This window comes from Salimicrobium humidisoli, assembly GCF_002295105.1.
GTDB lineage: Bacteria > Bacillota > Bacilli > Bacillales > Halobacillaceae > Salimicrobium > Salimicrobium humidisoli.
In genome coordinates this window covers 69,044-91,294 of the sequence record NZ_NSGH01000010.1, presented here as the reverse complement: position 1 = coordinate 91,294, position 22,251 = coordinate 69,044, and the positions used below count along the sequence as shown (strand labels likewise).

General features: G+C 49.2%; 21 protein-coding genes, 1 pseudogene and 1 riboswitch. Of the genes and pseudogenes, 10 read left to right on the top strand and 12 right to left on the bottom strand.

Annotation, left to right across the window (positions count from 1 at the left end):
• The first annotated feature begins 44 nt into the window (after window positions 1–44).
• Window positions 45–1,430: a YjiH family protein gene (locus tag CKW00_RS07920; protein ID WP_095822124.1), complete on the top strand. Its 1,386-nt coding sequence runs from the start codon at window positions 45–47 to the stop codon at window positions 1,428–1,430.
• 15 nt (window positions 1,431–1,445) lie between these two features.
• The gene (locus tag CKW00_RS07915) at window positions 1,446–2,714 is read left to right on the top strand and encodes an aspartate aminotransferase family protein (RefSeq protein WP_095822123.1); all 1,269 of its coding nucleotides are present in this window, start codon (window positions 1,446–1,448) and stop codon (window positions 2,712–2,714) included.
• Window positions 2,715–2,769: 55 nt separating this feature from the next.
• Here CKW00_RS07915 and CKW00_RS07910 read toward each other — a convergent pair whose 3' ends face one another.
• A complete protein-coding gene (locus CKW00_RS07910; RefSeq protein ID WP_095822122.1) occupies window positions 2,770–4,278 on the bottom strand; it encodes a BCCT family transporter in 1,509 nt (502 codons plus the stop codon).
• A 342-nt stretch (window positions 4,279–4,620) separates the two neighbouring features.
• On the opposite strand from CKW00_RS07910, the gene CKW00_RS07905 reads away from it, so the two are divergent.
• Window positions 4,621–5,262 carry a YczE/YyaS/YitT family protein gene (locus CKW00_RS07905; RefSeq protein WP_095822121.1) on the top strand — a complete coding sequence of 214 codons (642 nt, stop codon included), beginning with the start codon at window positions 4,621–4,623 and terminating at the stop codon, window positions 5,260–5,262.
• Window positions 5,263–5,304: 42 nt separating this feature from the next.
• Here the strand turns inward: CKW00_RS07905 and CKW00_RS07900 are convergent, their stop codons facing one another.
• The gene (locus CKW00_RS07900; RefSeq protein ID WP_095822120.1) at window positions 5,305–6,204 is read right to left on the bottom strand and encodes an acetamidase/formamidase family protein; all 900 of its coding nucleotides are present in this window, start codon (window positions 6,202–6,204) and stop codon (window positions 5,305–5,307) included.
• 62 nt (window positions 6,205–6,266) lie between these two features.
• On the opposite strand from CKW00_RS07900, the gene CKW00_RS07895 reads away from it, so the two are divergent.
• Window positions 6,267–6,671, top strand: coding sequence for a VanZ family protein (locus CKW00_RS07895; protein ID WP_095822119.1), 405 nt, complete (start codon window positions 6,267–6,269; stop codon window positions 6,669–6,671).
• Between the two features lie 70 nt (window positions 6,672–6,741).
• Here CKW00_RS07895 and CKW00_RS07890 read toward each other — a convergent pair whose 3' ends face one another.
• The 7 genes from CKW00_RS07890 to hmpA all read right to left on the bottom strand — a co-directional run bounded on the left by CKW00_RS07890 (window position 6,742) and on the right by hmpA (window position 13,908).
• Complete coding sequence (locus tag CKW00_RS07890) at window positions 6,742–8,034, bottom strand: nucleobase:cation symporter-2 family protein (protein ID WP_095822118.1); 1,293 nt, start codon at window positions 8,032–8,034, stop codon at window positions 6,742–6,744.
• Window positions 8,034–8,618 (bottom strand): xanthine phosphoribosyltransferase, encoded by a 585-nt coding sequence (locus CKW00_RS07885; RefSeq protein WP_095822117.1) that lies wholly within the window; start codon window positions 8,616–8,618, stop codon window positions 8,034–8,036. Before CKW00_RS07885 ends, CKW00_RS07890 begins: the two co-directional genes overlap by 1 nt.
• A 153-nt stretch (window positions 8,619–8,771) precedes the next feature.
• Window positions 8,772–8,873: riboswitch (purine riboswitch) on the bottom strand.
• On the bottom strand, window positions 8,864–9,844 hold the full coding sequence (guaC, locus tag CKW00_RS07880; RefSeq protein ID WP_095822116.1) for a GMP reductase: 981 nt from the start codon (window positions 9,842–9,844) through the stop codon (window positions 8,864–8,866). (Overlaps the previous riboswitch by 10 nt.)
• 338 nt (window positions 9,845–10,182) lie before the next feature.
• Window positions 10,183–10,905 (bottom strand): amino acid ABC transporter ATP-binding protein, encoded by a 723-nt coding sequence (locus CKW00_RS07875; protein ID WP_076571092.1) that lies wholly within the window; start codon window positions 10,903–10,905, stop codon window positions 10,183–10,185.
• 5 nt (window positions 10,906–10,910) lie between these two features.
• Entirely contained in the window at window positions 10,911–11,567 is a 657-nt protein-coding gene (locus CKW00_RS07870; protein ID WP_095822115.1) for an amino acid ABC transporter permease, read from the bottom strand.
• An 84-nt stretch (window positions 11,568–11,651) separates the two neighbouring features.
• Window positions 11,652–12,473, bottom strand: coding sequence for a glutamine ABC transporter substrate-binding protein (locus CKW00_RS07865; RefSeq protein WP_095822114.1), 822 nt, complete (start codon window positions 12,471–12,473; stop codon window positions 11,652–11,654).
• 247 nt (window positions 12,474–12,720) lie between these two features.
• Entirely contained in the window at window positions 12,721–13,908 is a 1,188-nt protein-coding gene (hmpA, locus tag CKW00_RS07860) for an NO-inducible flavohemoprotein (RefSeq protein ID WP_095822113.1), read from the bottom strand.
• A 166-nt stretch (window positions 13,909–14,074) separates the two neighbouring features.
• On the opposite strand from hmpA, the gene CKW00_RS07855 reads away from it, so the two are divergent.
• Genes CKW00_RS07855 through CKW00_RS07845 form a run of 3 tightly spaced genes read left to right on the top strand, consistent with a single transcriptional unit; the run spans window position 14,075 to window position 16,495 of the window.
• Window positions 14,075–14,506, top strand: coding sequence for an RrF2 family transcriptional regulator (locus tag CKW00_RS07855; protein WP_095822112.1), 432 nt, complete (start codon window positions 14,075–14,077; stop codon window positions 14,504–14,506).
• 27 nt (window positions 14,507–14,533) lie between these two features.
• Window positions 14,534–16,006, top strand: a complete 1,473-nt coding sequence (locus CKW00_RS07850) for a Na+/H+ antiporter NhaC family protein (RefSeq protein WP_095822111.1) — start codon at window positions 14,534–14,536, stop codon at window positions 16,004–16,006.
• 36 nt (window positions 16,007–16,042) lie between these two features.
• The gene (locus CKW00_RS07845) at window positions 16,043–16,495 is read left to right on the top strand and encodes a hypothetical protein (protein WP_095822110.1); all 453 of its coding nucleotides are present in this window, start codon (window positions 16,043–16,045) and stop codon (window positions 16,493–16,495) included.
• Between the two features lie 23 nt (window positions 16,496–16,518).
• Here the strand turns inward: CKW00_RS07845 and CKW00_RS07840 are convergent, their stop codons facing one another.
• Window positions 16,519–17,439 (bottom strand): prenyltransferase, encoded by a 921-nt coding sequence (locus CKW00_RS07840; RefSeq protein WP_095822109.1) that lies wholly within the window; start codon window positions 17,437–17,439, stop codon window positions 16,519–16,521.
• 100 nt (window positions 17,440–17,539) lie between these two features.
• Window positions 17,540–18,460 (bottom strand): prenyltransferase, encoded by a 921-nt coding sequence (locus tag CKW00_RS07835; protein ID WP_095822108.1) that lies wholly within the window; start codon window positions 18,458–18,460, stop codon window positions 17,540–17,542.
• A 147-nt stretch (window positions 18,461–18,607) separates the two neighbouring features.
• Between CKW00_RS07835 and CKW00_RS07830 the strand changes: the two genes are divergently transcribed.
• The 3 genes and pseudogenes from CKW00_RS07830 to CKW00_RS07820 all read left to right on the top strand — a co-directional run.
• On the top strand, window positions 18,608–19,042 hold the full coding sequence (locus CKW00_RS07830; protein WP_095822107.1) for a YkvA family protein: 435 nt from the start codon (window positions 18,608–18,610) through the stop codon (window positions 19,040–19,042).
• Between the two features lie 80 nt (window positions 19,043–19,122).
• A complete protein-coding gene (locus CKW00_RS07825; RefSeq protein WP_095822106.1) occupies window positions 19,123–20,292 on the top strand; it encodes an MFS transporter in 1,170 nt (389 codons plus the stop codon).
• 140 nt (window positions 20,293–20,432) lie between these two features.
• Window positions 20,433–20,867, top strand: a pseudogene (locus tag CKW00_RS07820) (PTS transporter subunit EIIC); the annotation flags it as partial.
• Between the two features lie 185 nt (window positions 20,868–21,052).
• On the opposite strand, the gene CKW00_RS07815 reads toward CKW00_RS07820, so the two are convergent.
• Complete coding sequence (locus tag CKW00_RS07815; protein WP_233129742.1) at window positions 21,053–22,225, bottom strand: iron-containing alcohol dehydrogenase; 1,173 nt, start codon at window positions 22,223–22,225, stop codon at window positions 21,053–21,055.
• Window positions 22,226–22,251: the final 26 nt, after the last annotated feature.

The following is a 22,251-nucleotide window of genomic DNA, read 5'->3' as shown; positions in this document are numbered from 1 at the left end:
GTATTATTAACCAACAAAGAATTTTGTGATTGGGGGAGAAAAGCATGGAGATTGATGAGTCTGCAACTGCGAAAGACAGCACTACCGGTAAATACACGACGAAGCAATTATTGAAATTTCTTATTCCATCATTGATCGGAGTGCTTTTGTTCCTTGTACCTATTTCTGTGAATGATACGGTCACGATCGGTCTCGGGGTGATGGCCGATGGCCTGCAGGCGGCTATTGGACCGTACATTCCTGCTTTTATGACAGCAGTATTGTGGGTTTCTGCACTCGGCAGTATAATCATCCGGTTTGTTCCTGAGAAATTATATAAAGATAATATTTTTATTCTCGCCATTTTCGACGTAGGAACGTTCTGGATTACGCTTCGGGTCATCGGTGCCATCTTTGCGGCTATGACGCTGTGGAGTATCGGTCCTGAAGTGATATGGTCGGAATTGACAGGAGTCGTCGTTCTTTACGATCTCGTTCCCGTGCTTATGGTCTGGTTTTTATTCGCGAGTCTGTTCATGCCGTTACTGCTGGAGTTCGGACTGATGGATTTCATCGGAGCGATGGTCAGAAAAGTGATGAACCCGCTCTTCCAGCTCCCCGGCCGTTCTTCTGTGGATGCCATGGCTTCCTGGATGGGGAGCGGTACCGTCGGTGTTCTTCTGACCACCCAGCAGTATGAACAAGGATATTATACGAAAAAAGAAGCTTCCATCATCGCTACGAACTTTTCGATAGCGTCTATCGCGTTCAGTCTTGTTATCGCAAGATTTCTGTCTATCGACGATATGTTCGTCCAGTTTTATGCTACGGTAGTGGTGTGCGGCATTGTAGCGGCAATCGTCATCCCGAGGATACCTCCGCTTTCCGGTAAAAAGACGACATACCATGGCCCGGTCGGCCGTCAGATACAGGAAGATGTTCCCGAAGGCTGGTCAACGTTCCGGTGGGGTGTGGACCGTGCCATAAAGAAAGCCGATCAGGTGAAAGGGGCCGGGGAAGTCGTTAAGAAAGGGCTGTTCCACGTAGCTGATATCTGGCTCGGCCTTATTCCGCTCGTCATGGCTCTCGGTACCGTCGCACTCATTATTGCGGAGTTCACGCCGATTTTCACTTTCCTGTCCTATCCGTTCATTCCTATTCTGAATCTGCTGCAGCTGCCGGAAGCGGAAGCGGCAGCCCCTGCGATGATCGTCGGCTTTGCGGACATGTTCCTGCCCGCGGTCATCGGAAGCGGAATCGAAGCGGAAATCACCAGGTTCGTCATCGGCGTTATGGCTCTGACTCAGCTCATTTATATGTCTGAAATAGGCGTGCTGCTCATTAAATCGAATATACCGATCAATCTGTTTGAACTATTCATCATTTTTCTGCAGCGGACGGCTGTAACTTTGCCGCTCGCCGCGCTGATTGCACATTTATTTTTCTTTTAGGAGAGGATTACAGTTATGGACGAAATAAAAGATCTTGTGGACAGACACCTGGCACCGAGTATGGCGAAAGACCACCCGAACCTTCCGGTAGAAAAAGAAGAGGGGCATTATTACTACGGAAAAGACGGACGGCAGTACCTTGATTTTACTTCGGGAATTGCAACGACGAACGTCGGACACCGGCATCCCAAAGTGGTGGAGGCGATTAAAAAAGGCGCAGATGAACTTACGCACGGCCCGTCCGGGGTTATTATGTACGATTCCATTCTTGAATTGTCACAGCGTCTTGCTGCCATCCTCCCCGGGGATCTCGACTGCTTCTTTTACGGAAACAGCGGTGCCGAAGCGGTGGAAGGCGCTTTGAAGCTGGCCCGTCACGTTACGGACCGCCCTTACGTCGTTTCTTTTCTCGGCGGATTCCACGGTCGTTCCATGGGGGCGCTGAGCGTCTCCACTTCGAAAAGCAAGTACCGGAAACATCAGCCGGTCAATGGCACATACCAGCTGCCTTATGCGGATCCGGAAGCGGAAGATCCGGTTGCAGAACTGGAGCATCATGCTGAACAGCTGTTCAAGTATCAGGTGGCCCCCGAAGAAGTGGCGGCATTTATTGTGGAACCCGTGCTTGGGGAAGGCGGATACGTCGTGCCCCCGGAGCCATGGCTCCGGAGAGTGAGGGAACTGTGTGACGAGCACGGCATTCTGCTTATTTTCGATGAAGTGCAGACCGGGTTTGGCCGTACCGGGGAATGGTTCGCTTCGCACACTTTCAATGTCACACCGGACATCATGGCGATTGCGAAGGGTATAGCGAGCGGTCTGCCCCTAAGTGCGACCGTGGCTTCGCGGGAACTTATGCAGAAGTGGCCGCTTGGCAGTCACGCAACGACGTTCGGCGGGAATCCTATTGCCTGTCACGCTGCAAATGCAGTACTCGACGTCATCGAAGAGGAGAACCTGCTTGCCAATACGAAAAAGCAGGGAGCTTACGCTTATGAGAGACTGCTTACTATGCAGGAGAAATATCCGGAAATAGGGAAAGTCCGGGCCCTCGGTCTTATGATAGGGATCGAAATGGTGAATCCGGTGACGAAAACTCCGAGCAGTGACGTGTTGTTCGACTGCCTGGATCGTGCTCTTGAAAAAGGGGTGCTGTTCTACTTCGGAGGAAACGAAACGGAAATTATGCGGATGATCCCGCCGCTTACAATTACAAAGGAAGAAATCGACCACGGACTTGATCTGTTTGAAGAAACCCTGAAGGAACGCTCAGGCAGCAACTAGATCATCAAAAGAAGCCGGCCTGCTTTTCTGATAAGCAGACCGGCTTTTAGTATGGCTATGAACTCTGTTTCTTCTCTTCTTCCGCTTCCATCTTCTTGTACTCCTCATTGAGCGCCTTGAAGAGGGCGATCACCATGAGAATCATGACGAAAGAGAACGGAAGCGCCGCAGCGATAATGGTATTCTGTATCGCCTGCAGCCCTCCTACGTACAGGAGAATGAGAGCCACGGAGGACTGCGCCAGTCCCCAGATGATTTTGATTCTGTTCGCCGGCAGCAGGGAACCGTACGTGGACTGCATACCGAGCACGAACGTGGCGGAATCGGCCGACGTAATGAAAAACGAACCGATCAGCACGATCGCGAGTAAAGAGAGAATGAGTGACAGCGGAAGCTGATCGAACATATTGAACAGGACGAGTTCCGTCGCATACTGGGTAAGTTCCGTACCCTTATTCTGGATGTTGCCGGAAGTCGTTCCGAAAACGGCGAACCAGATGGACACGAGCAGCGTGGGAATAGTAAGCACTCCGGTAAGGAACTGCCGGATCGTACGACCGCGGGAGACGCGGGCGATGAACATACCTACGAATGGAGCCCACGACACCCACCAGGCCCAGTAGAAAATCGTCCAGCTGTCGAGCCAGCTGCGGTTATCGCTCTCGAGAGGAGCCGTGCGGAAACTGATTTCGATGAAGTTCTGTATATACATACCGAACGTCTCCGTAAACATATTCAGAATCAGCACTGTCGGCCCGATGACCAGCACGAGAACGAGCAGAACGACGGAAAGAACCAGGTTCGTATTGGATAAATACTTGATGCCTTTGCTTAACCCTGTCCAGGCTGATATTAAGAATAACAGCGTTACGACAGTAATGATGAAGAACTGCGATGTAAAGCCTACTTCGACGTCGAACAGATGGGAAAGTCCGCCGTTGATCTGTACCGCTCCGAAACCGAGAGACGTTGCCACCCCGAAGACGGTTGCGAATACAGCGAGGACGTCGATCAATGTACCGAGCGGTCCATTCATTTTGTCGCCGAACAGCGGTTTCAAAGTCGTGGAAATAAGTCCGGGCTCTCCTTTTCTGAACTGGAAAAAGGCGAGCGCGAGCGCGGTGACTCCATACATAGCCCAGACGTGGATACCCCAGTGGTAGTAGGCGTAGACGAGTCCTTCTTTAAATGCTTTTCCGCTCCCTGTTTCGGCAGTAGGGGAATCGGAGAGATAGTGGAAAAGAGGTTCGGCCGCCCCGTAGAACACGAGACCGATCCCCATCCCTGCCGAAAACAGCATAGCTGTCCAGGTGGGCAGGGAAAACTCCGGCTTTTCCCCGTCTTTGCCGAGGCGTATTTTCCCCCATGGGCTGATGGAAATAGAGACGGCAACAATTACGAGTGCCGACATGAGTAACAGGTAGTACCACCCGAATGTGGTAGCCACATAAGATTTAATACTCCCGGTAATCCCTTCGAACTGTGCCGGGAATACAGCACCGAATATAACGGTTATGATGACTAAGGCAAGTGTAATGTAAAAAACTCTGGATACGTTCTTCATGTCTCCTCCTAAATAAATTATGGCGTAAAAAAATGGTGAATAAACAAAAAAATACTTCCGTAAAACTGAAATGTCCGTTTTCTAAGAACAATTGGAGCTCTACTGAAAGTATTTCACCTTACGTATTATACTTACTTTTTTAAAAATGACAAATGACGTTCGAAAAAAAAGCATGTGCAGAAATTCCGTTTATGTTTATATAAACATTTATAGACCGGTGTGCTCGTAAATAGAACGTTTTCAGCAAAAAATCGTCGATATATCTAAGGTTTTCTCCTTGTTTCTCTCTATATCTTCTAATAGAATGGCTTTTAGATTTCAGGAAAGAAGGAGGGGGGAGTCATGCTTTATCGTTCCTCTATATACTTGCTGGGTATGCTTATCAATTTTTTCGGGGTAGCGCTTCTCATTAACGCTACTCTCGGAGCAGGGTTCTGGACGGCGTTTTTTATCGGTGTCTCCGATCACTTAGGATTTACGACAGGTTTCTGGTACGGAGTGTTTCAATTTCTGATTGTTTTCGTGAACGCACTGCTTATGAAGCAGGCACCGGAAATCAGAGCGGCCATTCCTATATTTATGGAGAGTCTGATTCTCGATTTCTGGCTGGAGTTCGTGTTTGCACCGGTCAATCTGGCTAACTATCCGTTTCTCCTGCAACTTGCACTGCTGCTCGTCGCAGTAATGATCATCGGTCTCGGGGTGGCGATCTACATTCTGCCTCAGTTCGCCCGCGCTCCGGTCGATCAGCTGTTCCTTGCGGTGAGTCACCGATATAATTTGAGTCTGCAAGTGTCCCAGACGGCAGTAGCGGTCGTCATGGCTTCCCTCGCTTTCATCATCGGCGGTCCTGTAGGTCTTGGTACCATCGTTCCGATGCTTCTGCTCGGTCCGTGGATCCAGTGGTTCTATACGAGAGTGTATACAATGTACTATCGTTTCCGTCCTTCAGGAGATATGAGTCTCGAAGAAGAACTGCAATAAGAAAAAGTGCTTCGCAATCCCGCGAAGCACTTTTTCATTGGATCAGAATAGCTGAACGTCATACGCTTCCAGAACGTACCGCGGCATAGAGAAACGGGCTGTTTTGAGCGGATCCACTACCTGGCTCACTTCCACCTGACCTGCGGCGCTTGCAAGCATCGTCAGTTCCGATAAAGACATATCGAGGTGCGGGTGAAGATGATCGATCATCATTTCCACTGCTGTATCCACCGCATCATCCAGGGTTTCTTTAGATACGATCGCAGCCGCTCCTTCCTTGTCTTCAAGCATCGGGTAGGAGAGGGACTTTGTTTTGAGCGTTTCCACGGTCAGAGTCACTTCTGCCGGGATTTCAACCCCGGAAACGCTGACTTCCCCGTCTCCCATAGCCGCATGAAGGTCGCCGAGTGAAAGAAGCGCTCCCTTTTGGAAAACGGGGAAATAAAGAGTGGCGCCTTCTGCAATGCGTTTCGTGTCCATGTTTCCTCCGTGAGCATCAGGGGTACCACAGTTTACGCCTTCGCCTTCCGGTGCCACCCCGATAACGCCGATCATAGGATTCAGGGGTAAAGACAATTTCTCGTCAAATACTACTTTCCCGTCTTTCAAAGGAAGTATTTTAACTTCGAAATCTTCCATACGGTGACCGAGTACGCCGAGTCCGGGTCCTGTAAGCATGACCCCCTGGTCGCCGAGAGTGATATCATCAATATGGACTTTCAGTACATCGCCAGGTTCCGCATCCTCCACGTAGATCGGTCCGGTTGCGGGATTGATCTTCTCCCAGTCCATGCTTTCCATTTCATAATCTTCCGTCCGGATCTGGTTTTCGAAACAGTCGTATGTATCGACTTTGATCTGTTCACCGGAAGAGACGGTGAGAGCCGGAGGATTATCTTTATCCATAGAGTAGACGAAGTGTTCCTTCGCCAAATGTTTCATCGCGTTATCGACTCCTTTCCTTTGATTAGGTATCATTATATAGGAAAGGGAGGGGCCGGGTCATGTCAAAAGTTCAGAAAATTTCAGGAGTTCTTGCCATTCTCTGGATGGCATGCATTTTTTACTTATCCCATCAGGCGGGGGAGGAGTCGAGTCAGCTGAGTTCAATCGTTGCAGCCCTGTTCTCGGCGATCCCGGCAGCGGAGGACACCCTGCATTATATCGTAAGGAAAGGCGCGCACGTTTTTGCCTATTTTCTTTTGACGCTATTTCTTTACGGTGCTTTTCGCAAGTGGTACAAAGCTTCTGCCGCAGCCGTGCTGTACGCTGCGACCGATGAGTTCCATCAGACATTCATTCCGGGGAGGAGCGGACAGATCAGTGACGTAGCGATCGACAGCATAGGCGTTGTAAGTGCAGTCCTGCTGGTTTTCCTCGTTCTGAAAAGGAGCGGTCGGCGTACGTAAGGCCAGTGGCGATAATAAAAAAACAGCACATCACTCCCCGTAAGGAGTCCATGTACTGTTTCGGAGTTGTTCAGGATGCTCTTTCGGCAGCCGGTACTGCCACTGCGCTTTTTTTCGAAAAAGAGGCGTGGAAGACGATGTTGAGAACGATGGCGGTCAGACTTCCGGCTACGATTCCGTTACTCGTCAGAATCTGTATGCCTTCCGGAAGCGAACGAAAAAGCTCGGGAACGGTCGTTACGCCGAGTCCCATTCCGATAGAACAGGCGACGATCATCGAGTTTTCCGTGGAATCGCGGATAACCGGGCTGAGCATTTTGATGCCCTGGGAAATTACCATACCGAACATCGCAAGCATCGCACCTCCGAGAACGGGAGTCGGAATCACAGTAGTAATCGCGGCGATTTTTGGAAGGAAACCGAGGATGATCAGCATACCTCCCGTTGTAAAAATGACTTTCCGCGACTTTACCCCCGTCATATTCATCAGTCCGACGTTCTGGGAAAAAGCCGTGTATGGAAAAGCGTTGAAGACGGCGCCGAGAAAGATGGCGAGACCTTCCGAACGGTAGCCGCGGGTGAGGTCTTTCTCGTCCGGAACTTCGTCTCTCATATCACTGACGGCGAAGTAGACGCCTGTGGATTCCACGAGAGAGACCATGGCGACGAGCGTCATAGTCAAAATCGCCGACCAGTGAAAAGTGGGCATCCCGAAGTAGAAGGGTTCCACCATGTGGAATACATCAGCTTCTCCGACGGCCTGAAAGTCCACTTTTCCGAAGAGAGCGGCAATCACGGTTCCTGCAACGAGTCCGAGCATGATGGAAATGGCACGCGTGAATCCAGTTGAAAACCGGTACAGAGCGATGATGACGGCAAGTGTTCCGAATGCGAGAAGAAGGTTGGAAGCGGAACCGAAATCTTCCGCTCCTGCACCGCCGCCCATATTTTTGATCGCTTCAGGTATGAGAGTGATTCCTATCACCGTGACGACAGTACCGGTTACGACGGTCGGGAAAAAGCGGACGAGCTTCCCGAAGAAGCGGGCGAACAGCATGACGAGAAGACCGGAGGCGAGGAGCGCTCCGTATATCCCCGATACTCCGTACTGGCCTCCTATCGCAATCATCGGACCTATCGCTGTAAACGTACAGCCGAGAACGACCGGAAGACCGATGCCGAACCATTTCGTCCGGATCACCTGCAGAATAGTAGCGACCCCGCACATAAGCAGATCGATGGCGACGAGATAAGTGAGCTGGGCGGATGATAATCCGAGGGCGCCTCCTACAATCAGCGGAATGAGGACGGCGCCTGTGTACATGGCGAGCAGATGCTGGAAACCGAGTGCAGCTGTTTTCATCAATCTTCCTCCCTTTCAGTAAAAGTGATCGTTACTTCGGACATATCGCTTATGATCGCCAGTGATTCGATGCGGATATTACTGGCCCTTAAGTCGGAACCTCCGTTCTGAAAGCCTTTTTCGATGACGATGCCGCATCCGGCCAGGCCTGCGCCGGATTCACGGACGATATCGATCATTCCTTTAAGAGCCTGACCGTTGGCGAGAAGATCATCAATGATCAGTACGTGATCATTCTCACTAAGATACTCCTTCGATATACTTATGCTGTTCGTCGTTTCTTTCGTATAGGAATATACGTCTGCGGTGAACAGTTGATCGTTCAGCGTCAGGGACTTCTGCTTTCGGAGAAATACGACCGGGACATCAAAAAACAGTCCGGTCATGACAGCAGGTGCGATACCAGAGGACTCCAGCGTTATAATTTTCGTGACGGGTTCATTTTTGAATTTCCTATAAAAGGCTTCCCCGATGTCCTTCATGAAAGAGGGGTCTACACTGTGGTTCAGAAAAGAGTCGACTTTTATGACAGAAGGCGAGAGGACCACAGCTTCTTTTCTTATTTTTTCTTCAAGTGCTTTCATACGGCAGCATCTCCTAACAAAAGTTTTGACCAATCATTTTCGTTTTTAAATAAAAAAAGACGCATCTGCTGTGAAAAAGCAGACGCGTCTCTTACAGGGGGTGTCCCCTCATAAGCGGAATCGGTGAGGGCTCCCTTAGTAAGAGTCCTTCCCGGCACGTAACAGCTTTTTCATAGTCAGTCCCTTTACGGGGGACCGGTAGAAACTCGCAGGCCATATCCCTGCTATTATATGAAAAAGAAAAATCAGATTCTATCTCCGTTGAATATCGAGTTTTTGACGATTACATAATCGACGTGGCGCAGGCCTTCGATATCTCTGCCTCCCGCGTAGGAGATGGCGGACTGAAGGTCCTGTTCCATTTCTGTAAGGGTGTCTTTGATGTTCCCTTTGTGTTCCACGACTATTTTCTTGCCTTCCACGTTTTTCTTCTCACCTTTTTGAAACTCGGAAGCGGAGCCGAAGTACTCTTTATAAAGAGTGCCGTCCACTTCTTTCGTGTCTCCCGGGGATTCTTCGTGACCGGCGAACAGAGAACCGACCATGACCATGCTTGCACCGAAGCGGATCGACTTGGCTATATCTCCGTGCGTACGGATGCCTCCGTCGGCGATCACAGGTTTCGTTGCGGCTTTTGAACACCAGCGGACTGCAGCCAGCTGCCACCCTCCGGTACCGAAACCGGTTTTCATTTTCGTGATACAGACTTTGCCGGGACCGATGCCGACTTTTGTAGCGTCCGCTCCGGCATTTTCGAGTTCGCGTACAGCTTCCGGTGTACCTACGTTCCCGGCGATAACGAAAGTCTCCGGCAGTTCTTTCTTAATATAGCGGAGCATGTTCAAAACAGCGTCCGAGTGACCGTGCGCAATATCGATCGTCATATAATCAGGGATCATGTTTTCCTTTTTTAATGTGTCGAGGAAATCATATTCCTCTTCTTTTATGCCGACACTGATCGAAGAAATGAGTCCGGCCTTTTTCATCTCCCGTACGAAATCCAGTCGCTTCTCCGGTTCGAACCGGTGCATCACGTAGAAATAATTGTTTTCCGCGAGTTTCCGGGCGAGGGATTCGTCCACGATCGTCTGCATGTTGGCCGGAACGACCGGTAATCTGAATGTGTGCTTTCCGAGCGAAACGGACGTGTCGCATTCCGAACGGCTCGAAACGATGCATTTCGAAGGAATCAGCTGTATATCTTCATAGTCAAAAACGTTTTCCATGATTTTTCACCTCTAAAAGCGAATATTTTTTATATGTTTATGTTTATCATTCGTTCTATGAATAATGTAAAGGAATTTCTGATGTTTGTCAAAGTGAAAACCGAACAATATTTTAATTATAAAATAAATGTTCGGTTTTAAGTCAGGTATGCTGCTTCCGGACCAATAATAAAAGAACAGCACACAAGCTCTCCGCGAATTTGGATCGGGCTGCCGCAATCAGTCATATCGGCTGATTAAAAGGTGGCAGGGACCGGTCCGGCTCCGCAGAAGCCTGTGTGCTGTTCCCGGAATATCATCGCCGTCGGCGTGAATGTTCGGTTTCTGTCTCTATACTTTCACAATACTTTACTTAAAAACTCTCTCGTCCGTTCATGCTGGGGATTCCCGAACAGATTCTCCGGAATGTCCTCTTCCATAATAACCCCTTCGTCCATAAAAATGACCCGGTCTCCCATCTCACGGGCGAATCCCATTTCGTGTGTAACGACGACCATGGTCATTCCTTCTTTCCCCAGATCTTTCATTACTTCGAGTACGTCTCCCACCAGTTCCGGATCGAGGGCTGAAGTCGGCTCATCAAAAAGCATGATTTTCGGGTTCATCGCAAGAGAACGGGCGATGGCTACACGCTGCTTCTGGCCCCCGGAGAGGCTCTCGGGGTAGACGTCCGCTTTTTCTTCGAGACCGACTTTCCTTAGAATCGGGATGGCTTCTTTTCTGGCTTGTTCTTTGGAAACTTTTTTGATTTTCATCGGCCCGATCGTAATGTTTTCCATTACGGTCATGTGCGGGAAAAGGTTGAAGTGCTGAAAGACCATTCCTACGCGCGTACGCACTTCATTAATGTTTACGTTTTTGCCGGTGAGGTTGTCGCCTTCGATGAATACATCCCCCGAAGTCACCTCTTCGAGCAGATTAAGACAGCGTAACAGCGTACTTTTACCCGAACCGGACGGACCGATGACACACACGACTTCCTGTTCCTTCACTTTCATGTCGATCCCTTTCAGAACTTCGTTTTTTCCGAAAGATTTATGCAGGTTATTCACTGTAATCATTTCACTCATACATCCAGTCTCCTTTCCACTTTACGGAGGTACAGGGCTGTCGGCACCGTGATTGCAAGGTAGAGAAGACAGACCATCGTGAGAGCTTCAAAAGCGGCGAAAGTGGTGCCATAGTACTGCTGTCCCATATACAGCAGTTCTCCTACAGCAATTACCGAGAAAAGGGATGTATCTTTCAGACTGATGACGAACTGATTCCCAAGAGGCGGAATCATCCGTTTGAAGGCCTGGGGCCATATAATATACCTCATCGTCTGAGACCTGGTCAGACCAATGGAGCGCCCTGCTTCGCTCTGTCCTTTATCGATGGAGTAGACGGCGCCACGGACGATTTCTGCTATGTAGGCTCCGGCATTTAATGAAATCGCTATGATGGACGCACTGATTTTATCGATATTGAACCCGAGAAGGTCCGGGAGACCGAAATAAATGAACAGGATCTGGGCAAGGATCGGCGTCCCTCTGAGGGCTTCCACGTAAATTGAGGAGATTCCGTAAACGAGTTTATTTTTAGATAACCGTCCCATTCCGAAGATGGCTCCGAGAATGAATCCGAAAAACAGACCGACCCCGGTAATGATCAAAGTCCAGACCAGCCCTTCGAACAGGAAAGGTAATACCCGTATGTAGTGAGACTCCATAATTGCTTCCATGTACACGAACGCTCCTTCACTATGAATGGATAATTGAAATGGTGAAAATCAGACGTAACAGAAGACCGCTACGCCTGAGCTGGTTTATTCCGAGGATTCCGTGCCGTATTTACGTTCACCGAACCACTCTTCATAAATATCATCATACGTTCCATTGTCGATCAGTGTCTGAAGAGCTTCGTTGGCAGGGTCTACAAGTTCGGAGTCTTTAGGGAAAGCTATACCATACTGTTCTCCCTGAAGTGTCTCGCCGACCGTTTTCAGCTCACCTTTGGCATCGTTATTTACGTAGTACTTAACGTTCGGGACGTCGTACATGACTGCGTCCACCCGTCCTGCCTGCAGGTCCATGTATGCTTCCACAATACCCGGAAAAGTGACGACTTCGGCATCGGGATGGTTTTCTTTCAGGTACTGTTCACTTGTAGTACCGGAACGTGTCCCGACTTTCTTCCCTGCCAGGTCATCTTCCGATTTGATGTCGCTGTTGCTTTCCTGAACGGCGATCGTAAGTCCGGCGTCGTAATATGGTTCCGAGAAATCGATAGTTTCGGCACGTTCTTCGGTGATAGTCATACCGGCGATTCCGATATCATATCGTCCGGATTGCATACCGGCCACCACTCCGTCGAACTTCATGGATTCGATTTCCACTTCAAAACCGGCTTCATCGGCTACGGCGCGGATAAGATCCATGTCGAAACCTTCCATTTCACCTGTATCTTCGTTCAGAAATTCAAAAGGGACGAAGTTGTTATCAGTAGCGACAGTGTATGACTTCCCGCTTTTCCCTTCATCACCGGATGATTCTTTGCTTTCGTTGGCATCGCTCTCTTCGGATGAACCACAGGCTGCAAGTAACAACATGAAGAATGAAATAATTAAAAGACCTGACCACTTTTTCATCAATTTTCCCCCTCTTATAAGATACCTTTAATTATTGCAAACTTTAGCAATAAAGTAAATATTCTGAATAATTGAAGATTACGGGATATACTCCCGTATAACGGGGTTCGATGAAGAAAGAGGAGGCTTTCCTTTTAAATACTCACGCTGTCGTCCCTGTACGTTCCTGCATGAAAAAAACCGCAGAAAACAAAATGTTTTCTGCGGGCGGAACTGCTTCGTTACCGGAGTTTGTTTCTATAAAAATTTACAGTGTGCCTTTAGGGCCGAAAAATTCATAATTGACCTGATCGTCAGGAATTCCCCATTCGTGCAGGGCTCCGTTCATGGCACGCATGAATCCTTCAGGACCGCAGAAGTAGAAGTCCGCTTCTTTCGGTACAACGTTTCTGAGCCAATCGAGATCGACGTATCCGGCTTTGTCGTAAGCGGCAAGCGTTTTATCCTCTTCGGAAGGTGTTTCGTAGACGACGTACGTCTGTTCACCGTCCATCTCTTCTTTCAATCCGTGGACACCACCGTTTCTGGCAGCATGAATGAAGTAAACGTCGCGTTCATCCCGTGTTTTCTTGTACATACTCATGAGAGGAGTGAGGCCGACACCTCCACTCAGTAATACGACCGGGCGGGAAGTGGATTCGTCGAGGAAAAAGTCCCCGGCAGGTGCACTTATCGGCACGACGTCCCCTTCCTGTACCTGATCGTGGAGCCAGGTGGATACAAGCCCGGCAGGAATTTCGTCCGTTCCGCCTTCACGTTTGACGCTGATCCGCAGGTAATCCTTGCCGGGAGCATCGGATAAACTGTATTGTCTGCGCTGCGTATGCGGATAATCAGGGATATCCGCTTTGATCCCGATGTACTGACCGGGCCGATAGGAAGGGAGAGGACCTCCGTCTTCCGGTTTCAAATAGAAAGAGGTGATTTCTTCACTTTCTTTCACTTTTTTATGGATAGTGAAAAGACGATAACCCGTCCAGGCACTTGCTTTGTACTTCCCATCTTCGATACTGATGAAAAGGTCGGCTATCTCTCCGTAGGCGAGTTCCCAGGCGTCAATGACTTCTTCATCTACTGCGTCACCAAGAACTTCTTTGATCGCTTTAAGGAGATATTCTCCGATAATCGGATAATGTTCCGGACGAATGTTGAGGCTGACGTGTTTTTCAGCAATCGTTTCAGCGGCCGGAGCGATGGCGGAAAGATCATCAATGTGGCTGGCGGCAGCATAGACTGCGTTCGCAAGCGCACGTGGCTGCTTCCCGTCTTTCTGGTGAGTCATGTTGAAATAGTTTTTCAGTTCGGGACGTTCCGTAAGCATTCTTTTATAAAAGTGGGTGGTAATGGCCTCACCGTGTTCTGCGAGCACCGGTACGGTCGCTTTCACAATTTCTCTTGTTCTTTCATCTAAACGGCTGGTTACTTGAGTAGCCATATTCTCAACCTCCAAAAGATGTATTTTTAATATACCTTTATGATAGTAGTATTTAAAATGAATAACAATGGGTTTTCGGAGTCTTTTATGAATATTTTGTTAACGGAATCAAAAGCGGATATGATACCATAAGTGGTACGAGAAAAGTGAAAATGAGGAATGAAATATGAGGTTAAAGAAATATACAGACTATGCCCTGCGCGTTCTTATGTTCACCGCGGTGAAAGAAGAAGGGGAACTGGCCAGTAAGAAGGAAATTTCCGAAGCTTTCGGAATATCGATGAACCATCTTGCCAAAATTGTCCATGAACTTCAGAAATCGGGGTATGTGGAAACGGTGCGCGGCCGAAACGGCGGTATCCGCCTGGCCCGGGCCCCGGAGGACATCAACGTCGGGGCAGTGGTGAGGGTGATGGAAGATGACTTCAATCTGTTTGAGTGCTTCAGCTGCGATACGGATTACTGCGTCATTTCTCCCGTATGTAAACTGAAAGGCATCACGGGGAGAGCGCTCAGAGAATTTCTGAGAGTGCTTGATGCGTATACGCTTGCGGATATCGTCGAAAACAGACAGCAGCTTGAGGAGTTTTTAAACTAAACACAGGAATAGTTAGGTGGGAGAAGTATGAATGGTAACGACGCGATTAATGAAGCTACTGGAGAAAGAGAAGTAAAACGACTGGATTTTCGTGGCGGGCCGTTCGCTGCCGCGATTCCACTCGTTTTTTTCATTATATGGGCGATTACGCTCAGTGTGACGAATCTCGTCACGGAGAGGGCACTGATACTCGGTATAGTCATCGGTGTCGGGATCGGGCTGTTTTTCGTCAAGTCCAAATGGGCAGACTATGCCCAGTCGCTGATCAATGGTATGGCGCAGCCTGTGGGGATTGTCGCTATTATCGCCTGGTTCTGGGCCGGTATGTTTGCCACTCTTCTTTCGGCCGGAGGTCTCGTGGACGGGCTTATCTGGTTCGGCTTCCAGACAGGTCTTGAAGGGGGAGGGTACGTCGTACTTACGTTCCTGCTCGCCTCTCTTTTCTCGACTGCTGTAGGTACAGGGTACGGGACGGTCGCCACGTTCGGTATCCTTATGTATCCGGCAGGGATCGTCCTCGGTGCGGACCCCGTTATTCTGCTGGCTGCTATTTTGAGCGGTGCCGTTTTCGGAGATAACCTCGCGCCGGTCTCCGATACGACCATCGTATCCGCAACGACTCAGGACGCAGACGTGCCGGGTGTCGTGCGTTCTCGTTTCAAGTATTCGGTTTTTGCGGCTGTTCCGGCAGCCCTGCTGTTTTATTTCACCGGCGGGGGAGGTCAGACAGGGGACGCTACCCTCATCGCCGAACTGGAAAGTGAAGTGGCTGCAAGCGGACTGCTTATGCTGATTCCGTTTGCACTCGTACTGTACCTGGCGCTTAGCGGTCAGCATCTGATCACTTCGCTTACGTGGGGGATTCTTGCCGTCATCGTTTTCATCATATTCATGGATGTACCTCTTTCGAGTGTGCTTGATATTCATAGAGACAGCGCGGGGGAAGCGGTGATTGAAGGAGCTCTTATCGAAGGGATCAGCGGCTACTTCAATATGGCCATTCTTATACTGTTCATTATGGCATCGGCTCATCTGCTGGAAGCAGCAGGCACAATGGAGAGAATCAAAGATTTCTTTCTCGGAATCATCAAAAACGTCGTCCGGCGTGCAGAGCTTACCATGTTCGGAATCGTAGCTTTTCTCAACGTATTCATTACAATCAATACGGCCGCTGAAATTGCAGCTGCACCTTTTGTGAGAAAAATAGGGGAGGAAATGAATATCCATCCTTACCGCCGGGCTAATTTTCTGGATACCGTAACTTCGGCACTCGGCTACATATTTCCGTGGAGTGCCGGCGTACTGCTTGCGTGGACGACGATTCAGACGGCGGCCGAAAACTACGACTACGTTACAGTCGTATCACCGATGGAAGTATTCCCGTTCGTTTACCAGGGATGGGGACTTCTTATCGTAATGTTCGTTGCCGGCTGGACCGGCTGGGGCCTCAGATTCAAAGGTAAAAACGGCGAGGAAGTGAAACCGGGTGACGAAAAATAATACTGCACATATCAGTGCGAGTGAGGTGTCCGACTGGTGAAGTATGTTGCCGGAGTGTTGATTATTGCTTTTCTCGTAGCAGGAGGGGTATTTGGTGCCTTTTTTCTCACTTCCGGAAACGAGATAAAGGACCCGGAAGTGAGCAGAATTGTAGAAGACGACTACAATCTCGAAACGAATCGTGGACAGTCGGATGTGAAAGACAGCTATGAAAGTTTACTCACCCAGGCGGAAGACCGGCTTTCAGAGCTTAAGACAGAGGTGAAAGAAGATCTGGAAGAAGAGAGTTCTTACCTTGATATGTATGAAAAATATGAACCTGCTGCAAAAAAACTGGAAGAGAAAACCGATGAAAAATTCCAGGATCTGCACGAACAGTTACAGCAGGCAGGGGAAGAAGAGAAAGCTTCCACACTGAAAAAACAGTATGAACGGCAGAAAGAGCAGTGGAAAAAGTCGATTATAAAAGAAATGAAGGAGAGCCTCTGAACGGCTCTCCTTTCCTGTGTTTTTCAGATGAATAATCCTGACCAGAGACCCACGATTGCTGTGAGAAGGAATAATTTCTTTTGTTCCCGTGAAACATCTTCGTTGTCTTCAACATCCATACGCAGCACGATGAAAATGGCTGTGAAAGATAAAATAGCCGCCCCGGCACCTGCTATTGGACGTTCCAGAAAAACCCAGAAGGCACAGATGCTGCATAAAATAGAATAAAGAAGAGCGGGAAGGCTGCTGTATTTATCCCCGAACTTATTTTTCATCCATACGACAGTCGTAATTTTAGCCGGTGCAGCATTCTCATCTGCGAAACGGTCCGGAATATGATGGACCATGTTCCAGATCAGACTGAACAAAGCTACTAACAGAGCATTCTGATAAGCCCAGAGCGGCAGCGATTCCATAACGAGCCAGGGGCCTGCGAACCCTATGAAGAAAAAGGCAGGGAACATGGAGACCCATTCCCCGGCCCATGGGTAGTAACTCGACCTTACCGGCGGGAGGGAGTAGCTGGCGGAACTCCAAAACCCGATTAACAGCAGAGAAGCGATTTTTATGTAGTCGGTCAAAAAGAAAATAACGATTAAAGTGACGACAGTGGCTATGGCAAGGAGACCGATCGTGCGAAGAGTTCTGATAGTGACCAGGTTATTCTGTACGATGCGGCTTCCCCCGGAGAGAATAGCGGGGCTTTCTGCATCTGTCCCTGACATATAATCGGTATAATCATTCAGCACGTGCGTCAAAATTCCCTGCACCAGTACGACACCCGTAAGGAGCAGTACAATTACGACAGTAAGCTCTGCCGGGGAAAAGGAGTAGTACAGGAATATAGGTAACATGGAAGCTATAATAGCCGGCAAACTTGAAGAAAGTACGGCGACGATTCTGAGCATGGGGAACACGGTCTTGAATATCGAAGAAGCATTCATCATAGACCTCCTTTTTGCCTTATTTTACAGAGGGGAGGAAGGAATATCAATTAACCGCTTACATTCCCCGGGAAATATTTGCAGGAAGAGGCTTCCTTTCCTAAATAAACAGACCGGTCCATAAAGCTGCAATCATGGTAAGAATGAGCAGCATCTTTTCTTTTTGGGAGACGTCCCCGTCGTGTTCAAGGTCCAACTGCAGCACGATGAAGATAGAGACGAAAGAAAGAACAGCTGCACCGGCGCCCGCAACGGGACGTTCCGCGAAGATCCACAAAGAGCATAGACTGCATAAAAGAAAATAGAGGAGGGCGGGTGCACGACTGTACGTGTCTCCGAATTTATTTTTCAACCATACGACAGTCGTAATTTTGGGAGGTGAAGCATTCTCATCCGCAAACCGGTCCGGAATATGGTGGACCATGACCCAGGCCTGAGTAAACAGAGCTATGAGGAGGGCGTTCTGATATGCCCAGAGGGGCGGCGACTCCATAATGATCCAGGGACCTGCAAACCCTATGAAGAACACGGCAGGAAACATGGAGAACCATTCCCCGACCAATGGATAATAGCCCAGTCTCAGCGGAGGCATGGAGTAGGTAATGGAGCTCCAGAGCCCTATAAGCAGCAGAACGGATATTTTTATGTAACCGGAAAAAAAGAGGATGATGGCTGCAGTAAGAACGATGATAATAGAAATGACGCCGATTTTGAGGAGTGTCCCGGCAGTAACGAGGTTATTCTGAATGATGCGGCTTCCTCCTGAAAGAATGCCCGGGCTTTTATCATCCGTGCAGGACATACTGTCTGTATAGTCGTTCAGTATGTGCGTGAGAAACCCGTGGATAAGTAACGCTCCTGCAAGAAGTAAGAGGAGTACGAGCGTAAGTTCTCCTGCAGGATAGGAATGGTACAGATACATAGGCAGGGTGGTGGCTATAATAGCTGCGAAGCTTGAAAAAAGCACAGCTACAAGTCTGATAAGAGTGAAGGCTGTCCGAAATAGCGAAGGAACATTCATTGTAGACCTCCTTTTTGCTTTATTTTACAGAGGGGAAGAGGGAGTAGCAATTGAACTTCCCCATTTCCGGGGAAATATTCGTTCGGAAAGGAACGTTTACAGGTGAAGGGTAAGGGAAAACAACAGTCTAGAAGGAGTGATAGCATTATGAAGAAGAAGTTCGATCCAAAAAAACTTTATCGTGATTTCATGGGAAAGAATAGAGGGACGGTAAGAGAATACATGTCGAATCCGTCCAAGATGAAACAGCTGTTTCAGAATGCGGAAGAGAAAGCTGAGAAAAATGAAGGGTATCTTAAGGAAGCTGTAGAGAAGATCATGCTTCTGGCTTCTCTCCTCAGAGCGTACAAACGGGGAGAATACAGGGATGTATCCAACAAAACGATCGTTATGGTTGTAGTGACGCTTCTCTATTTCGTAACGCCTGTAGACGCGTGGCCGGATTTCCTTCCGCTCGGGTACGTGGACGACCTTGCTCTTCTCGGTTATACGATGAGAGTGATCAACGAAGATCTGGATGCGTTCCGTGAATGGAAGGAAGCGCAGGAACAAGAGGTAACAGTTGCCGAAAATAACTCCTGAAATACCGGGGGTTATTTTTTATAACGAAAATCCAACCTGCAAATAGCGGGTAATAACCGATCATCGGGAGGAGGGGCGGAATGAAAGATAATTTCTGGACCGGGAGAGAGCACGTCATATTTCTCGGTGCCATATTCTGTTTCTGGTTCGCAACTTACATATATGTACCGACGTTCAGCGTCTATCTGGAGCGTATCAATCTCATCTATTCCGAGATAGGGGTCATCCTCGGGGCATACGGCATTACGCAGATTCTGCTCAGGTGGCCGCTCGGAGTGCTTCTTGAATGGATGAGCGGTAATAAGAAAAAATGGCTTCTGCTCGGATTCATAATCGGTACCATAAGCGGAGTCATCCTTGCTGTATCCGCAACGTTTTCCATGGTTCTTATCGGCCGTCTCTTGGCCGGGGTAACGGCCTCGATGTGGGTAATGGCAACTATTATGTACGGTCAGAATTTCCCGCTCTCCAAAAGTACGCAGGCGATGAGTACGATGCAGTTCATGACCGTCTTCACTCAATTCGTCAGTATGCTTCTCTGTTCGGCACTGATCAGCTGGTACGGGTGGGACTTTCCTTTCTGGGCCGCTTCCGTATTCAGTCTCATAGGAGCTCTACTGTTGCTGGCCGTCCCGGAAATGAAATCCGGCGCAGAGAAAGGCGAGCGGACAATCCGGCAGATTTTCATGAAAACGCTGGGTATGAGAGAAGTGTGGGGGATCTCCGGTCTTTCGCTTTTTGCTTACGCCATCCTGTTCATCACTATTTTCGGCTTTTCCCCTCTTTATATTGTGGAACAGGGGCATTCGGAATCGGCGATTACGTGGCTCGTCGTCGCCTTCTTTCTTCCGCACATGCTCACGTCTCTTTCCCTTGCCTACATACCTCTCAGGGAAGGAAGCGGATTACGTCTGGTGTTCGGGAGCTTCCTGCTCTCCGCTGTCTTTCTGGCAGTTCTGCCCACTGCTTCGTTTGCAGGATTTCTTATCTTACACGCAGGTACAGGCTTCGCGCTCGGTATGATTCTCCCTCTCCTGCTCGGACGGGCAGCAGCTTTGGGGAAGGAGGGGGATGGCATGGCAGTGATGGGTATGTTCCAGTCGCTGTACGCCATTGGCATTTTTGCAGGCCCTTACGTGTCCGGGAAACTTGCCGAAGGGGCCGGGCTGACCGCTCCTTTTTACTTTGCCGCCGCACTCGCTGTCACAGGGGCGCTGCTTACGATGGTAATGAAGAAGTGGTTTTCCTGAATTCATAAAGAGAATGCTTCGAGCTTGTTTCCGCTTTTAATTTTTGTCATCGCAGTTGTGACAAAGACGTGTTTTTGTTTTCTTGTTTACCTCCATGTAATCGCTTTATTCTTAAGGTAACAACAAAGGAGGAATCGAGGATGGAACAAGCAGAAAAAAAGGGCGGAATCCGCGCGAAAGTACAGCGGTTCGGAAGCTTTCTCAGTGGAATGATTATGCCGAACATCGGGGCTTTCATTGCCTGGGGTCTGATTACGGCACTATTTATCGAAGACGGATTTTTACCGAATGAGGATCTGGCTTCACTTGTAGGTCCGATGATTACGTACCTGCTGCCTTTACTGATCGGTTTTACCGGAGGCCGTCTTATTCACGGCATACGGGGCGGGGTGCTCGGTGCAATTGCCACGATGGGAGTTATCGTAGGTGCACCGGAGACACCTATGTTCATGGGAGCGATGATCATCGGTCCGCTTGCCGGACTCAGCATAAAACTTATTGATGATGCGCTTGAAGGGAAAATCCGCTCCGGGTTTGAAATGCTCATCAACAATTTCACCGCCGGAATTGCCGGCAAGACTGGGAACGCTTGGAGCTTTCAAAGAAATAACGGGTCTGGATGACCGGGACGAACTGGTGGAAGCTATAGCAAAAAAACTGGATTGACGTGAAAACAGCCCCGCCGGAAATCGTGTAATGATTTCCGGCGGGGCTGTTCAGTGTTTCGTCCGGAATCGTCCGGATAATGATGTAATCTGACTCAAAATGCTTGGGCACGTACCTTTTCGTAAAGACACGACATTTCGTATGCAGACATAAATTTAGGAACCGGGTAAAGAGGATGTGCTTCCTGCAGTGATTTTTTGACCATTGCAGGGATATCCTCTTTTTTTATTTCCGGAAAAGTCTCTTCTATACTCATTTCTTCGTTCATCTTCCTGATTGATGCAATGAAAGCTTCGGCTTTTTCCTTGTCGTTCATCGAAGAAGTCGTAATACCGGCACTGGCAGCAAGGTCTGCCAGACTTTCGTATACGGTCTCTCCGTAATACTCAAGTACGTGAGGCAGAAGAGCGGCGTTCGCTGCTCCGTGCGGCGTGCCGTAAAAACCGCCGAGTGTGTGGGCGATAGAATGCGTGTAGCCGACGTAGGCTCTGGTAAAAGCGAGTCCTGCGTAATAGGCGGCCTGCTGCATGGCGAAACGCGCCTCTCTGTCGCCGGGATGATGGTAGGACGTGAGCAGATTTGCGAAAATAAGCCTGACCGCTTTCCGGCTCAGCAGTCGGGTTTCCCTCGTGCCGCTCCCTCCGATGTAGGATTCCACCGCATGAGTGAGGGCGTCCATCCCCGTAGTCGCCGTTATCTGAGCAGGAAGGTTAAGGACGAGCTCCACATCCAGTACCGCTTTGTCGGGGATGAGGGCAAGATCGATCAAAGGATATTTCTCCCGGCGTGCGGGATTGGAAATAACGGTAGCCGCTGTCCCTTCACTCCCCGTACCTGTCGTTGTCGGTACAGCGATAAGCATAGGCGTCTTTCTTCTCACGCGGAACAGCCCTTTCATATCTTCGATCGTCTTATCAGGACAGGCCACTTTCGCAGCTACCCCTTTGGCACAATCCATCGGGGAGCCGCCCCCGAAAGCGATGATCGCCTGGCAGTGGTGATAGCTGTATTCGTGCAGCGCATCTCTGATGTTATCAAGCGTCGGGTTCGGAAGGGTCCGGTCATAAACGATGTACTCGATGCCCTGCTCCCATATATTCTGGAGGAAAGCATCCATGATTCCGGAAGTCTTTACCCCGCTGTCCGTAACGATCAGCACTCTTTCATACCCGTCTTTCACGAGCTGTTCGGCAAGGGGCAGAACGCTTCCTCCCCCCTCATAAAGTTCCGGGCGCCGCCAGGGAAGAAGACGACTGGAGACTTTCATTGTTTTCTGGAAAGCACGGTACGCTA

Bases quoted from the DNA above. Each gene is read 5' to 3' on its own strand.
- CKW00_RS07815 (WP_233129742.1), bottom strand. From the start codon at position 22,225: ATGAAAGTCTCCAGTCGTCTTCTTCCCTGGCGGCGCCCGGAACTTTAT.
- CKW00_RS07920 (WP_095822124.1), top strand. From the start codon at position 45: ATGGAGATTGATGAGTCTGCAACTGCGAAAGACAGCACTACCGGTAAA.
- CKW00_RS07885 (WP_095822117.1), bottom strand. From the start codon at position 8,618: ATGAAAGCACTTGAAGAAAAAATAAGAAAAGAAGCTGTGGTCCTCTCG.
- CKW00_RS07840 (WP_095822109.1), bottom strand. From the start codon at position 17,439: ATGAATGCTTCTTCGATATTCAAGACCGTGTTCCCCATGCTCAGAATC.
- CKW00_RS07910 (WP_095822122.1), bottom strand. From the start codon at position 4,278: ATGAAGAACGTATCCAGAGTTTTTTACATTACACTTGCCTTAGTCATC.
- CKW00_RS07905 (WP_095822121.1), top strand. From the start codon at position 4,621: ATGCTTTATCGTTCCTCTATATACTTGCTGGGTATGCTTATCAATTTT.
- CKW00_RS07895 (WP_095822119.1), top strand. From the start codon at position 6,267: ATGTCAAAAGTTCAGAAAATTTCAGGAGTTCTTGCCATTCTCTGGATG.
- CKW00_RS07870 (WP_095822115.1), bottom strand. From the start codon at position 11,567: ATGGAAGCAATTATGGAGTCTCACTACATACGGGTATTACCTTTCCTG.
- CKW00_RS07830 (WP_095822107.1), top strand. From the start codon at position 18,608: ATGAAGAAGAAGTTCGATCCAAAAAAACTTTATCGTGATTTCATGGGA.
- CKW00_RS07825 (WP_095822106.1), top strand. From the start codon at position 19,123: ATGAAAGATAATTTCTGGACCGGGAGAGAGCACGTCATATTTCTCGGT.
- CKW00_RS07875 (WP_076571092.1), bottom strand. From the start codon at position 10,905: ATGATTACAGTGAATAACCTGCATAAATCTTTCGGAAAAAACGAAGTT.
- guaC (WP_095822116.1), bottom strand. From the start codon at position 9,844: ATGGAAAACGTTTTTGACTATGAAGATATACAGCTGATTCCTTCGAAA.
- CKW00_RS07915 (WP_095822123.1), top strand. From the start codon at position 1,446: ATGGACGAAATAAAAGATCTTGTGGACAGACACCTGGCACCGAGTATG.
- CKW00_RS07855 (WP_095822112.1), top strand. From the start codon at position 14,075: ATGAGGTTAAAGAAATATACAGACTATGCCCTGCGCGTTCTTATGTTC.
- CKW00_RS07865 (WP_095822114.1), bottom strand. From the start codon at position 12,473: ATGAAAAAGTGGTCAGGTCTTTTAATTATTTCATTCTTCATGTTGTTA.
- CKW00_RS07835 (WP_095822108.1), bottom strand. From the start codon at position 18,460: ATGAATGTTCCTTCGCTATTTCGGACAGCCTTCACTCTTATCAGACTT.
- hmpA (WP_095822113.1), bottom strand. From the start codon at position 13,908: ATGGCTACTCAAGTAACCAGCCGTTTAGATGAAAGAACAAGAGAAATT.
- CKW00_RS07890 (WP_095822118.1), bottom strand. From the start codon at position 8,034: ATGAAAACAGCTGCACTCGGTTTCCAGCATCTGCTCGCCATGTACACA.
- CKW00_RS07850 (WP_095822111.1), top strand. From the start codon at position 14,534: ATGAATGGTAACGACGCGATTAATGAAGCTACTGGAGAAAGAGAAGTA.
- CKW00_RS07900 (WP_095822120.1), bottom strand. From the start codon at position 6,204: ATGAAACATTTGGCGAAGGAACACTTCGTCTACTCTATGGATAAAGAT.